At 37.4% G+C, this 14126-nt stretch carries 10 protein-coding genes; 9 read left to right on the forward strand and 1 reads right to left on the reverse strand.

Annotated elements, in window-relative coordinates; all coding sequences use genetic code 11:
• Window positions 1-62 precede the first annotated feature (62 nt).
• From FHY60_RS07325 to FHY60_RS07345, 5 genes are all read left to right on the forward strand, one after another.
• Complete coding sequence (locus FHY60_RS07325; protein ID WP_139904356.1) at window positions 63-1619, forward strand: YncE family protein; 1557 nt, start codon at window positions 63-65, stop codon at window positions 1617-1619.
• A gap of 17 nt (window positions 1620-1636) precedes the next feature.
• Window positions 1637-2623 carry a glycosyltransferase family 4 protein gene (locus FHY60_RS07330; protein WP_139904357.1) on the forward strand — a complete coding sequence of 329 codons (987 nt, stop codon included), beginning with the start codon at window positions 1637-1639 and terminating at the stop codon, window positions 2621-2623.
• Window positions 2624-2755: 132 nt separating this feature from the next.
• Window positions 2756-5125: a U32 family peptidase gene (locus FHY60_RS07335; protein WP_139904358.1), complete on the forward strand. Its 2370-nt coding sequence runs from the start codon at window positions 2756-2758 to the stop codon at window positions 5123-5125.
• Between the two features lie 22 nt (window positions 5126-5147).
• Entirely contained in the window at window positions 5148-7511 is a 2364-nt protein-coding gene (locus FHY60_RS07340) for an endonuclease MutS2 (protein WP_139904359.1), read from the forward strand.
• Between the two features lie 26 nt (window positions 7512-7537).
• Window positions 7538-8035 (forward strand): 2-thiouracil desulfurase family protein, encoded by a 498-nt coding sequence (locus tag FHY60_RS07345; protein ID WP_139904360.1) that lies wholly within the window; start codon window positions 7538-7540, stop codon window positions 8033-8035.
• Between the two features lie 62 nt (window positions 8036-8097).
• Here the strand turns inward: FHY60_RS07345 and FHY60_RS07350 are convergent, their stop codons facing one another.
• Window positions 8098-9564, reverse strand: a complete 1467-nt coding sequence (locus FHY60_RS07350; protein ID WP_139904361.1) for an aminotransferase class I/II-fold pyridoxal phosphate-dependent enzyme — start codon at window positions 9562-9564, stop codon at window positions 8098-8100.
• Window positions 9565-9738: 174 nt separating this feature from the next.
• Between FHY60_RS07350 and FHY60_RS07355 the strand changes: the two genes are divergently transcribed.
• From FHY60_RS07355 to FHY60_RS07370, 4 genes are all read left to right on the forward strand, one after another.
• Window positions 9739-10335 (forward strand): 50S ribosomal protein L25, encoded by a 597-nt coding sequence (locus FHY60_RS07355; RefSeq protein ID WP_139904362.1) that lies wholly within the window; start codon window positions 9739-9741, stop codon window positions 10333-10335.
• A 198-nt stretch (window positions 10336-10533) separates the two neighbouring features.
• Window positions 10534-12267 carry a phospho-sugar mutase gene (locus FHY60_RS07360; protein ID WP_139904363.1) on the forward strand — a complete coding sequence of 578 codons (1734 nt, stop codon included), beginning with the start codon at window positions 10534-10536 and terminating at the stop codon, window positions 12265-12267.
• Window positions 12268-12377: 110 nt separating this feature from the next.
• Window positions 12378-13466 (forward strand): tetratricopeptide repeat protein, encoded by a 1089-nt coding sequence (locus FHY60_RS07365; RefSeq protein WP_139904364.1) that lies wholly within the window; start codon window positions 12378-12380, stop codon window positions 13464-13466.
• The gene (locus FHY60_RS07370) at window positions 13456-14124 is read left to right on the forward strand and encodes a YveK family protein (RefSeq protein WP_139904365.1); all 669 of its coding nucleotides are present in this window, start codon (window positions 13456-13458) and stop codon (window positions 14122-14124) included. The genes FHY60_RS07365 and FHY60_RS07370 overlap by 11 nt, the downstream gene beginning before the upstream one ends.
• The last annotated feature ends 2 nt before the right edge of the window (window positions 14125-14126 follow it).

Raw genomic sequence — 14126 nt, forward strand, 5'->3', positions numbered from 1 at the left:
GGTTATTGAATAATTACTTATGATTTATTACAGACATATAAAAGAATAGGGGGAATAGATAAATGGCCATAGCAGATCTGACCAAGAGAATAAGATATTATGTTACTGACTTATCAACTAATACCTTATCTGTGCTGGATGGTTTTACAAATAAGGTGGTAAAAACTTATATAGTAGGTAAAGGAGCAAAAGAAGTTATTTGTAAAGAAGATGGAACAGTATATGTATCCAGCGGTGACAATGATAAAGTGACCATGATATTGGCGGATGGAAGCAGCAAGGTATTAAATATACCAAATGAAGGATTTATAGACATAGATATAATTATGGGACGTATGTACACTGCTGACAGAGCGGAACTTCAAGTTTATGATTTAACCAGTGGGAGTCTAGTTGTTTCTATAGGAGGCCTTTCCTCTACACAATATATGTCATTAAATAAAAGCAGAAACAGACTTTATATTACTGACTGCAATACAGTTAAAGTATACAGTACTATAACCATGGAACATATAAATACTATCAACCTACCAGGAAAGGCCAATTATATTGCTATTTCTGAGGATGGCACAAAGGCCTTTATTGCATATGGACAAGTATCTTCAGCCTCGGGAATACAAATTTATGATTTAAAAAGCAGTTCGGTAATTATCAACATCACCGATGAACTGTTGGCAGAACCGGTGGCCCTAATTCAAAGAAACAATATATTATATGCACTAAATAACACTTCTGAAGGTACTGTGGTAACAGTGGATACCACAACCTACAGTATATTATCCAAGGTTTTTAAGGTGGGCAGTCATCCGGTAAGGGCAGCCTTGTCTCCGGATAATACCAAGCTTTATGTTACAAATTCCCAGAGTGGGGATATAAGTATAATTGATTTCATATCAAACTCTGTGGACACTGTGACCTTGGAGGATGTGCAAGAACCCTTTGCTATAGCAGCCTGCTATGCCGGATCACCGGTTTCGCCTGGAGAGCCCATTGATTTTTCAGATTCCTATCAATTACATGACATCAAGGAAGCAGTCTGCATAATGGCCAAGAAGGTATTTGCTCACTGTCAGCAAAGAATTTGTTTTCCTATGGTGACTATACCTTTGCCATCAAATATAGGGAAAATATCATTACAACGGATGATTTTTGAAAACGGTAGTATTATAACGGGAACACTTGTGGTGACACCATTACGGGATAGGCCAAACTTTTCAAGGGTTCAGTTCTCACTCAGTGTACCTTATAAGGCAATACTTAAGTTAGCTAATGATGAGACCATAACCATAAATGGTGTGCTGCCGGAAATAGTCAAAGATATAGTGATGTATAGACCACAGACTCGTGATGAGTTTAAGTTTGAAACCTTGGTTGAAACAAGGTCTGAAATTCTAAGTACACCTAATATAACCACTGAAAATATCACAATTGCTGTAGGAGTCTTTGTTATGATAAAAGTTGTAGGTGAGGTACAGCTTCTAATACCTGCCTTCGGTTATTGTCCGGAGCCGCCGGCTTGTGAAGAATACGAAGAACCGGAAGAGGATGACATATGCCAAATCTTTCTTGACTTCAATCAGACTCCTTTCCCGGAAGATTTCTTCCCGGCTTCAATATAAGTATCAGGGGGATTATTATGAGGGTACTCATGTGCATAAGAAGTGATTATCTTAGAAACTTTGGAGGAGACTCAGTACAAATGCTAAAGACTGCCGAATACTTAAGGAAGCTAGGAGTGGACGTTGACATAAACAGCGGAGATATAACCGATTTTTCACCATATGATCTCATTCATCTGTTCAATCTCACAAGAATGGGTGAGACTTATAAGTACTATAAAATAGCAAGATATTATAAGAAAGCTATAGTTTTATCTCCCCTATATTGGGATATGACCAGGTATTTTCATCATATTAATAATGCGGAAAGTATAAAGCTATGGGAAAGGTGTAATATCTATAGAAGAGAAATAGTGAAAGGCTGTAAGGCAGTTTACCCCAATAGCCATATTGAAGCAGAACAACTTAAAAAGCTAATATGCAAAAGTGCAAATTATATAGTGGTATATAATGGAGTAGACATAATAAGTGAGGAAACCCCACTTTACGGTTTGAAGGATAGGTACAGGTTGGACAATTATGTACTATGTGTAGGAAGGATATGTCCTATTAAGAACCAACTTGTACTTGCAAGGATTTGCAAGGAACTAAACATTAACCTGGTGTTGATAGGTAATATAGAAGACAGGGTTTACTATGATAAATGTATGAGTTACCATGGAACCCAGTATCTCGGCTTTATTGATAGTTATAATATTTATAATGCCTATAGGTTTGCAAAACTCCATGTTTTGCCAAGCTTTGTGGAGACCTCAGGGAGATCTTCCCTTGAAGCAGCCGCCAGTGGCTGTACCGTTGTTTCTACGGACCAGAGTAATGCTAGGGAATATTTTGGGGATATGGCAACATACTGCAATCCCTATGATGAAGCAAGTATATATGAGGCTGTTAAGCAGGGATTAAAAGCAAAAAAGGACAGTGAGTTAAAAAAATTTATCAGTGAAAAGTATAATTGGGAAAGCTGCACAAAGGTTCTGTATGATAGTTATATGGCATCTTTTTAAAAGTGACTTTTACAGTCACTTTTTTTTATTGTATACTAAAATAGTGTCTTTTAAAATATATGTTGATTTTGAAGTGATAATATGAAGCTTGGGGAAAATATAGATAGTTGAAGTACAATGGGAGAGATGAAAATGAAAGATAGATATTTAGAACTGCTGGCACCTGCTGGTGATACGGAAAGCCTCTATGCAGCGGTAAACAATGGTGCAGATGCTGTATATATGGGCGGCAGCAAGTTTTCGGCCAGAGCTTATGCCACAAATTTTACTTTGGATAAGATTAAAGAAGCAGTGGATTACTGCCACGGCTATGGCATAAAGATATACATTACAATAAATACGTTAATAAAGCAAAGAGAGCTGGCAGAGGTAATGGACTATGCCAAAGACCTATATTCCATAGGTGTAGATGGTATCATAGTTCAGGACTTAGGCTTGGCTAAGATGCTAATAAATACCTTTAAGGGCATGGAAGTTCATGCCTCCACTCAAATGTCCGTACATAATAAGTCAACCAGCCGGATGTTAAAGGACTTAGGTTTCCACAGAATAGTGCTGGCAAGGGAGTTGTATACAGAGGAAATAAGAGAAATATCAGACATAATAGAGACAGAGGTCTTTATTCATGGAGCCCTTTGTGTATGCTATTCAGGGCAATGCTTGATGAGCAGCATGATTGGAGGCAGAAGCGGAAATAGGGGAAGATGTGCCCAGCCCTGCAGGCTGCCATATGAAATACTGGACAAAAATAGCGGAAAGGTTAAACAAGGCTATCTCTTAAGTCCAAAAGATATATGTACTGTTTCAGATATAAACAGAATCATAGAAGCCGGTGTGACTTCCTTTAAGATAGAAGGAAGGATGAAGAAGCCAGAATATGTTGCTGGTGTTGTTGAGACCTACAGAAAGGTCATAGACGAGTATATACAAGGCAGTGGCATCAAAAACAGGAAGGATGAGGAGCTGAAGCTGCTTCAATTATTTAATAGAGAGGGTTTTTCCAAGGGATACTTTTTCGGCAATCACGGAAGAGAAATGATGTCCTATAACTTTCCTAAGAATACTGGTATTGTACTTGGTAAAGCCATAGATAATAAAACAATAGAGCTTTACCTGGATATTTCCATTGGTGATGGCATAAGAGTGGGGGAGGATGGGGCAGAAGTTAGCAAGATCTTACTAAATAATAAGGAAGTATCAATGGCTTCCAAGGGTCAAAAGGTCACTATAATACCCACTATATATAAAAGGGGAGATACAATATATAAAACAAATGATGTAAGATTGAATCAGGAACTAAAGAAAACCTTCAGCGATAAGTACATAAAAAAGCTAAAGGTAAGCATAGAGGTTGAATTTTCGCCAGGTGAGCCACTAAGGCTGAAAGCAGAAAATAAGGGTAGAGAATATATAGCTGTAGGACCTATAGTGGATCGTGCAGTAAACAAACCTTTGACTGCGGAGTTCATAGAAGGAAAAGTCAGAAAGACAGGTAATACTCCCTTTGAAATTGAGGAGGTAAGCTTCACAAAATTCCAAGAGGGCTATATCAGCGTAGCAGCCATCAATGAAGTTCGAAGAAGGCTTTTAGCAGAGATTATTACCGGTAAACATGAAGATTCACGTGCTATTGATGAATTTAAGGGCTATGAAGTAAATACTAATAGAAAAAACATTAAGTGTAAGTCTAGTGCTGAAGAGGTTAGTGAAAAACTCTTCCTAGTGTCCAGTGATGAACAGCTTAGAGCAATAGGGGAACTAGGCTTGGACACTGTAGCAATTGATGTTTACAGCAGGTATATAGACAGGAGGAAAATTTTCTCATATAATATACCTAATGTTTTCCTCAAACTGCCGAATATAGTAAGAGGAGAAGAAAGTGCAGTAGTAAAATATGTAGAAGATAATCTCAAAAACATGAAAGGAATTATTACTTCCAATCTGGGGCTCTTAAATTATTTTAAGGATAAGACCCTATGCTTGGGGGATTATAAATTAAACATATTAAACAGTGAGGCCTTGCATTTTATAAATGATTATTGTGATTTAGCACCCTTAAGCGTAGAATTGAACCGCAGTGAAATCAAGGAAACCATAAAGGCTCTTCCTAAAAATTATCCCGTGCAGATAATAGCCTACGGTAAAATTGAACTTATGGTGAGTGAGTATTGCGCTGTGGGAAGTGTTTTAGGTGGTAAAAGCAGGGAGAGCAAATGTACCATCCACTGCCAGGAGGGAACTTATGCTTTGAAGGACAGAAAGGGAATGGAATTCGTAATAAGAAATGATATGTTCTGCAGAAGCCACATATATAACAGTGTACCTTTGGATTTAACCCCACATATGGCCGATTTAAAGTCTATGGGAGTGAGTCACTTCAGATTTGATTTTACCAATGAAAGCTATGAAGAGGTTCTTGAAATTGCAAGGTCCATTATAAAGGGCAATCCCTTGAGTTTATCGGACTTTACCAGGGGGCATTACAAAAGGGGAGTAGAATAATAACGGTTGGGAGTTGATAGATATGGATGAAAGGTCACTTAGAGTGCTGGAGTTCAGCAAAATAAAAGAAATAATAAAGGCATATACACAGACCGCTGCAGCCAAGGAACTTATCGAAGAGCTTGTACCTTACAGCAATGTATATGAAATCAGGGAGCGGCTTCAAGAGACAAAAGAAGCCGTAGAATTATTAATGAAGAAGGGGTCTCCTCCTTTTGAAGGGATACACGATGTGAGAGAAGGGATTTTCAGGGCAGAAAAGGCAGCCACATTAGGGTCAGCAGACCTGTACAGAATCGGAGGACTTTTAAGGGTTGCAAGAAGGTTTAAGGATTATGTTGCCCATAAAGAAGATGAAGAAGCGTTTTTAGTCCTTGAGGATATCTGTGAAGGCCTTGTTCCTCTAAAAAGGGTGGAGGACGAAATATTCAATGCCATCCTTGATGAAAATGAAATCAGTGACAGGGCCAGTGAGACCCTATTCAATATAAGAAGGGAATTGAAAAATAAAAATGGTTCCATACGGGACAAAGTAAATGAGCTTGTAAAGAAAAATTCGAAGTTTTTACAGGAAAACCTTTATACAATCCGTGGAGATAGGTATGTAATTCCGGTGAAAGCGGAGCATAAGGGCGCCGTTCCCGGTATAGTTCACGATCAAAGCTCCAGTGGAGCCACATTATTTATTGAACCCATGAGCTTGGTGCAATTAAATAATGAGATTAGAGAATTAATGCTGAGGGAAAAGGCCGAGGTGGAAAGAATATTGGCCCAGCTTTCCAAAAAGGTTCATGATAACATAGCTATAATAAAGAATAACAGCAAAATCATATGGAAACTGGATTTTATCTTTGCCAAAGCCAAATATGGCAGTGAAATTAGGGGAACTTGTCCAATAATAAGTGAAGATGGAAGCTTTTACATCATAGAAGCAAGACATCCATTAATTAATCCTGAGGTGGTAGTACCAAGTACCATCTATCTAGGTGGAGAATACACTTCCCTGATAATAACGGGACCCAATACCGGAGGTAAGACTGTAACCCTTAAAACCGTGGGGCTTCTTCAAATTATGGGAATGAGCGGACTGTTAATTCCTGCAAAGGACAATTCTGTAATCAGCTGCTATGATAGCATATACGCAGATATAGGAGACGAACAGAGTATAGAGCAAAGCCTCTCTACTTTCTCATCCCACATGAAAAATATTGTCTACATTATGGATAAGGCTACAGAGAAGAGTCTTGTACTCTTTGATGAGATAGGAGCCGGTACAGATCCCGTAGAGGGTGCTGCTCTGGCGGCAGCCATATTGGAAAATCTCAGAGCACGAAAAACTAAAATTTTAGCAACCACCCATTACAGCGAGTTAAAGGGATATGCTCTGAATACTCCTCATGTAGAAAATGCATCGGTAGAGTTTGACGTGGAGACACTAAAACCTACGTACAGGCTGCTAATCGGAATTCCTGGAAAGTCCAATGCCTTTGAAATATCCCGAAGATTGGGCTTAAAAGAGGAAGTAATTGAGGCTGCCAAGGAAAATGTTTCCAGCAACACTTTGCTATTTGAGGATTTAATAATGAAGCTTCAGAAGAAGAGTATAGAGGCTGAAAATAACGCAAGAGAAACAGCCATGCTTAAAGCAGAGGTGGCAAAGCTAAAAGAAAAGTATGAGCAAAAGCTTTATAATATTCAAAAGAACAAGGATAACATAGTTCAAAATGCCCAACGGGAAGCAAAATCAATAATTAAGGCAGCAAAAGAAGAAGCAGATGAAATTGCTAAGAATATACGAGAACTTGAAAGAATGGGCTATGACAATGATGTGAGAAGTAAAATTGAGGAACAGAGAAGAAGACTTAAAGAGAGAATGGAAAATTTAGAAAGCAATATGGCTGAAAAAGAAGCAGAGAAGGGTAAAAAACTCAAGGCTGTGGTTCCCGGACAGGAAGTCCTTTTGGCTAGTCTAAATCAAAAGGTAATTGTGCAGACTATGCCGGATTCCAAGGGAGATCTTCAGGTTCAGGCAGGGATAATGAAAATTACGGTGAATATATCTGACTTAAGAGCTATTGAAGAGGGAAAAACCTCTTCAAAACAAAAGATTTCCAAGAGGGAAGTAAACTTAAACCTAAGAAGAGCAGCCACTTCAATAGATTTAAGAGGGCTAGATGCAGAGGAAGCTATCTACAATGTGGATAAGTACCTTGATGATGCCTACATGGCCGGATTAAACGAAGTGACAATAATTCATGGTAAGGGTACCGGTATTTTAAGAAAGGCTATTGGAGACCTACTAAAAAGGCACAGCCATGTTAAAAGCTATAGGCTGGGAGAGTATTCTGAAGGTGGAAGCGGTGCAACGGTAGTAGTGCTGAAATAATCTAATTAATGCGGAGGTAGAAGTGGATGATATTGGTTAGCGGCTGTTTATTGGGGATAAATTGCAAGTACAACGGCGGCAACAACAAATGTGAAAAGCTGCTGGACATATTAGATAAATATGGTTTTATCCCGGTATGCCCGGAACAGCTGGGAGGAATGACCACGCCTAGAAAACCTAATGAGATAATTATTAAGGACGAAGTGGACCAAGGAACTGACTGCATTAGGGTGGCTGACAAAGAAGGAAAGGACAATACAAAGCATTTCCTTCGAGGAGCAGAGGAGACGCTTAATATGGCAAAGAAGTTCAACATAAAATATGCAATACTAAAAGAAAGAAGTCCTTCCTGCGGCAGTAACTTTATATATGACGGTACCTTCACCGGTAAGGTGGTTAAGGGAATGGGGGTAACTGCAAAGATGTTGTCGGATAACGGAATTAAGGTCTATAGTGAAGAGCAGATTGATGAATTTATCCAGGATATAGAAAAATTCAAGATAGATAAAATTCATAGTTCGTAACTGTAAGTTGATGATCAAATTAAAGACGAGGTGTAAGCCTCGTCTTTTTCACTATCCCAAGTTTATTTTAGCACAACCTTAATATTTTCCACCAAGGGGTCTTCAGTACCCTGCACATATAATCCTGCAGCCTTTAATCTCTGAATATACTCTACAATTTCTTCGGTGATGATCTCTCCTGGGCATAATACCGGTATCCCTGGAGGATAAGCCAGCAGAAATTCGCCGCTGATAGCACCAATACTATCCTTAAGTACTACAGGAGCCTTTTTAGAATTAAAGGCCTGTCGAGGATTTAAGGAAGCCGGCGGTATATCCGGTATATCTATAAAATCTTGTTTTATTATTTCCTGCTTGCCAGCATATTCGCTGCTGATTTCTCTCAGAGCATTTATTAGTTTATCTATATTTTCTTTAGTATCACCAAAGGAGCCAACAGCCAGAACATTATACAAGTCGGACATCTCAACTTGGATATGATATTTATTGACCAAGATCATATCCAGGTCATAGCCGGTTATACCTAAATCTCTGCAGGTTATAGTGAGTTTGGTGGGATCTATGGCATAAACCCCAGGGTTACCTATAAGCTCTTCTCCAAAACAATATAATCCCTGAATTTTATTGATCTCACTTCTGGCATAATTGGCAAGGTCTATGGCCCTATCTAAGAGTTCTTTTCCATGAAGGGCAATTTGCCTTCTGGCACAATCCAAAGATGCCATCAAAATATAGGATGGTGAGGTGGTATGGAGCAAATTAAGCACCTGCTGCACTCTTCTTATATCGATACGTTCTGATCGTACTTGTAGAAGTGAACATTGGGTTAAGGCTCCAATAATTTTATGAGTGCTTTGGGCGCACATATCTGCACCGCCTGCCATAGCCGAAAGGGGCAACCTGTCATTAAAGCTAAGATGTGGTCCGTGGGCTTCATCTACCAGCAGTGGTATATCATAATTGTGAACAATATCAGCAATTTTCTTTATATCTGTAGCAACACCGTAGTAAGTTGGATTTATTATAAGTACAGCCTTAGCATCAGGATGGGCTCTTAAGGTTTCTTCCACGGTCACCGGAGTAACGCCCTGGGCGATACCAACCCTCTTGTCAAACTCGGGGTTCATAAAGATTGGTATGGCTCCGCTCATGATTATACCGGAGGTAACGGATTTATGAACATTTCTTGGAATAATTATCTTATCACCGTCACCAACTACGGTCATAATCATGGTTTGAATGGCTCCCGAAGTGCCATGTATTGAGAAGAAACAAGCGTCTGATCCATAGGCATCAGCCGCCAACTCCTGGGCTTTCTTTATTGGTCCCGTAGGATGATGAAGGCTGTCTACCAACTTGAATACTGTCACATCAATTTTAAATGGATTTTCTCCAATGAAGTTTTTAAACTCTTCATCTATACCGGTTCCCTTTTTATGACCAGGTACGTGAAAGGGTATCGTCCCACGGTTCACATACTCCATTAAGGCATCAAATAATGGGGTTTTATTTTGATCTAACTTATACAATTTATCCAACACCTTCTTCACTGAAAATCTTTGGTAAAAGGCGGATAACACCTTCTGAAATACTATAGTATATGTTGTGCATTTTTGATATGCAATATTAGAAAAAAAGATTTTTATAAATAAGGAATATTATTGTAAATTATGGGAAAAATACTTTAGAAGGAGGGTTGATGTATGAACATTTTAAATTGTAATATTCGAGTAAAAAACAGCAGGCACGATGCCGGTAGGATAAGAAGAATGGGAAAGGTTCCTGGAGTATTGTATGGAGAGCAGGTAAAGAATCTTTTATTTGAGATTGGAGAAATGGAGCTTTCCAGGGAAATAGTAAGACAGGGGGAACATGGTGTTATTGATGTAAACATCGAAGGAACTACACATAGGACCCTTATTAAAGAGGTGCAGAAGGATCCTGTAACTCATAAAATAATACATATTGACTTAGAAGGTATAAATCCAGACAAGACAATCCAAACCAGTGTACCAATACACTTTATCAATGAAGATAAGGTTGCTCAATCCGGGGGAATTCTGCAAAAGGAAAAATCCAGTGTAAAGATTCAATGTAAAGCCAGTAAGCTGCCAAAGTATATTAATGTAGATTTGAAAAATCTAAAATTCGGTGATGTATTCAAGTTGAGTAATATTGAGCTGGCAAGTGAAATAACCTTTATGGAAGATGTGAATACGGTTATTGCCACTGTAACCGGCGGCAACACCAATGAAGCAACTACATCTGCTGAAGATGCCAGTGCACCAACAGAAATTTAAAACAAAGCAAAAGTAAAAGCATAGTTCTGCGCAACTATGCTTTTACTTTTGCTTTTAGTTTTGTCTAAAATGTGTGACCATACATTTTTATCCCTCTAAAAAGAGTTTACGTTTACATTTTCAATTTAATAAAATATAACTTTTGTTTTATTGGATTTATAGTATAATATAGTATTAGAATATCATAGGAGGGATACAATGCATTATAGAGAAAAATATGATCTGTGGATTAATTCTGCTTTAATTGATGTTAAGACAAAGGAAGAATTAAGTACAATAAATGATGAAAAGGAATTAGAAGACAGATTTTATAAGGATTTAGAATTTGGTACTGGTGGATTAAGAGGCGTTATTGGTGCCGGATCAAACAGAATGAATGTTTATACTGTAGGTAAGGCAACACAGGGCTTTGCTGACTATTTAAATAAAACATATTCCGGAGAAAAATCAGTAGCTATAGCCTATGATTCCAGAAATATGTCTAGGGAATTTGCTGAGGCTGCAGCTGAAATTCTAAGTGCAAATAATATAAAGGTATACCTTTTTGAAAGTCTAAGACCTACACCAATGCTCTCATTTACAGTAAGGGAATTAGGGTGCAAGGGTGGTATAGTAATAACTGCTTCACATAATCCAAAGCAATACAACGGATATAAGGTGTATGGAGAAGATGGGGGCCAGGTTACTGACAAGGCTGCAAAGGAAATACTGTCCTACATAGAAGGAGTAGACACCTTTGATAAGATAAATAAAACTTGTCTAGAAGAAGCTGTTAAAGCAGAGAAAGTAGTTATAATTGGGGAAGAAGTAGATAAGGTTTATATAGATAAGGTAAAGGGGCTAACAATAAGAGAAGATCTGGTTAAAAATTCTGCTAAGGATTTGAAGATTATATATACACCTATTCATGGAAGCGGAAACGTTCCTGTTAGAAGAGTTTTAAAGGAACTTGGATATTCAAATGTGCATGTGGTAAAAGAGCAGGAGTTGCCTGACGGAAACTTCCCAACAGCTCCATATCCTAACCCTGAGGAACCAAAGGTCTTCAGCATAGCAATGGACATGGCTAAAGATATCCAGCCGGATATAATATTTGGTACAGATCCTGACTGTGACAGAATCGGAGTAGTGGTAAAGACAAGCAACGGAGACTATAAGGTGCTTACCGGAAATCAGACCGGTATACTGCTTACTCATTATATTTTAATGTCTATGAAGGAGTTAGGCAGATTACCTGAAAATGGCATAGTTATAAAGACAATAGTAACCACTGAGATGGCAAGAAACATAGCAGCTGACTACAACACAGAATTACTGGACGTACTGACAGGCTTTAAGTACATTGGTGAAAAAATAAAAGAATTTGAAAAGACAAAGAAGAATACTTATATATTTGGTTTTGAGGAAAGTTATGGCTACTTGGCGGGAGACTTTGTTCGTGATAAGGATGCGGTTATTGCAGCTATGCTGATCTGCGAAATGACCTTATATTATAAGTCAAAGGGAATGTCCCTATATGAAGCACTAGTACAGTTATATAATAAATATGGTTTCTATAAAGAAGACCTTATCTCTATTGAACTGCAAGGTAAGGAAGGTCAGGAAAAGATCACTAAGGCTCTTGATTATTTAAGAAATTCAATGGGGAACAGTGTAAATGGTGTTTCAATCAACAAAAAGTTTGATTATAAGTCAAGTTTAGAATATGACTTCGTAGAGGGCGCAGAAAGAGGAATTGACCTACCTAAATCAAATGTATTGAAGTTCATATTAAGTGATGGCTCATGGTTTGTGGTTAGACCATCAGGTACAGAACCTAAGATGAAGGTATATATTTCTGTAGTTTCAGATTCTCTTGAAAATGCAGACAGTAAACTTAAGGATTTCAAGACTGCAGTTATGAAACTTATTGAAGAAGCATGTAACAATTAAAAAAAAATTAGAAAAGATTGTAAAGTTTTATTTAGGCTTTACAATCTTCTTTTTATAATTTATTATATTATGGTGAGATTAATTATTAAATTGTTTGTTTTTGGAGGAATATGTTAAGCAGAAGTTATTTATCATCTAAACTGTCAAGTTTACTTTTTTTAAATATAAATAAGAATATTTTGGCAAAACTGTTCAATTGTAGCCTGGGTGATAATTTGTATTTACCCTTAAAAGCGAATGAAATAATAAATGAAGTTAAGTCTGAGAATCCTCTTGAGGAAATACCAATTAAATTTTTCGTTGAAGGAATGTACTATGTTATTGGATGCGACAATGACTTTAAGCATTCAGAAGAGTACAAGAACCTTCTGACTATAAATGAATGGTGTTCAAAGTTGGTTAAAGGTATTATTGCAGCTTATATTAAAGAATCCAATTATTTGGATGGGTATATATTACTGCGTGGTCTTTATATCACAAGTCCACAAGTGGATATTTTTGAAAAAATGTTATGGTGTCTTCAGTGTGAGTTTAAGAAGGACAAAAAACTCGGAGATGAACTAAAAAACCTAATTGAATATGGCAAGACAATGAAGTATCCTTATGCCTATTTGTGTGAAAGTCAACTACTTTATGAAGATGGTAAATATGCAGATGCAAAGGATAGCTTGAATTTATTCTTTAGTTTTGGAGGTGAAAGTTCAGAGGAAATTCTAAACTTTAGCAATGAACTCAGGAAGTTATCGGATTTGGAAATTGGTAGAGAAAATATCAGAAGTAATCCAAAGTACGCGCTGGAGTTATTATTGCCGCTATTGGAGCATTTGGAGGAAGATGCCTATCTATATTACTATATAGCTGTAGCCTATAGAAACCTAGGCTTAAGCCCAAAGGCAATTTATTATTTAAATGAGTGTATGAGATTAGACAATACAATAGTCGATGTGTTCAATGAGTTAGGCTTAAACTATGCCTGCTTGGGCGATTATGATACAGCCATTGCATATTTCAGAAAGGTATTTGAAGCTACAAGATCTGTAGAATTATGCACCAATTTAATAATGTGCTATTTTAACAAAGGAGATATAGATGCAGCTCATGCTCATTTAGAAATAGCAAAAAAAATTGATGGAGATGACGAAATTTTAAAAAGCATCGAAAAAATGTTAAGGGGGAACATAACAAACGATGGAGATTAAAGAGTATATAAATATATTGAAAAAGAGATTTCTGCTTATAGTGGTTATTACTCTTCTAAGTACTTTTACCAGTGCAGTTTTCAGCTATCTTATAATTAAGCCTACCTATAAAGCTGATATATCTGTAATAATTGGTAAAAAAGAAGACAGTCAAGCTACCAACTATAATTATAATGATGTAATGATGTATCAAAAGTTGGTAAAAACTTATAGTATCATGACAACCTCTCGTACAGTGGTTGAGGATGTAATTGAAAAGCAAAATCTAGATCTGAGTATTGGAGAAGTCCAAAAAATGATATCTGTGTCACCAAAGGGAGATACCCAATTTCTAACTATAACCGTCAAATCAAAAAACGCCGAAACTGCACAGATTATTGCCAATCAGTTGGCTAAATCCTTAAAGGAGATAGGCCAGGATGTTTTAAGTGAAGACAATGTTCATATATTAGACGAGGCACTTTTACCTACCTCACCGGATTCTCCTAAACCACTTCTAAATACTGCGATTGCATTTTTTCTAGGAATGATGGTATCCATTGGATTGGTGTTCCTGTTAGAATATTTGGATAATACTGTTAAAACTCAAGAGGATATCGAAAGACTCATTGGTGTACCGGTTATTGGTATAATACCTTTGGTTCAAGTAGAGGAATAAGA

The organism is Clostridium thermarum, from assembly GCF_006351925.1.
GTDB lineage: Bacteria > Bacillota > Clostridia > Clostridiales > Clostridiaceae > Clostridium_AU > Clostridium_AU thermarum.

What these genes read in the sequence shown, in the direction of transcription:
- FHY60_RS07325 (WP_139904356.1), top strand. Translation starts at nt 63, where the DNA reads ATGGCCATAGCAGATCTGACCAAGAGAATAAGATATTATGTTACTGAC.
- FHY60_RS07330 (WP_139904357.1), top strand. Translation starts at nt 1,637, where the DNA reads ATGAGGGTACTCATGTGCATAAGAAGTGATTATCTTAGAAACTTTGGA.
- FHY60_RS07335 (WP_139904358.1), top strand. Translation starts at nt 2,756, where the DNA reads ATGAAAGATAGATATTTAGAACTGCTGGCACCTGCTGGTGATACGGAA.
- FHY60_RS07340 (WP_139904359.1), top strand. Translation starts at nt 5,148, where the DNA reads ATGGATGAAAGGTCACTTAGAGTGCTGGAGTTCAGCAAAATAAAAGAA.
- FHY60_RS07345 (WP_139904360.1), top strand. Translation starts at nt 7,538, where the DNA reads ATGATATTGGTTAGCGGCTGTTTATTGGGGATAAATTGCAAGTACAAC.
- FHY60_RS07355 (WP_139904362.1), top strand. Translation starts at nt 9,739, where the DNA reads ATGAACATTTTAAATTGTAATATTCGAGTAAAAAACAGCAGGCACGAT.
- FHY60_RS07360 (WP_139904363.1), top strand. Translation starts at nt 10,534, where the DNA reads ATGCATTATAGAGAAAAATATGATCTGTGGATTAATTCTGCTTTAATT.
- FHY60_RS07365 (WP_139904364.1), top strand. Translation starts at nt 12,378, where the DNA reads ATGTTAAGCAGAAGTTATTTATCATCTAAACTGTCAAGTTTACTTTTT.
- FHY60_RS07370 (WP_139904365.1), top strand. Translation starts at nt 13,456, where the DNA reads ATGGAGATTAAAGAGTATATAAATATATTGAAAAAGAGATTTCTGCTT.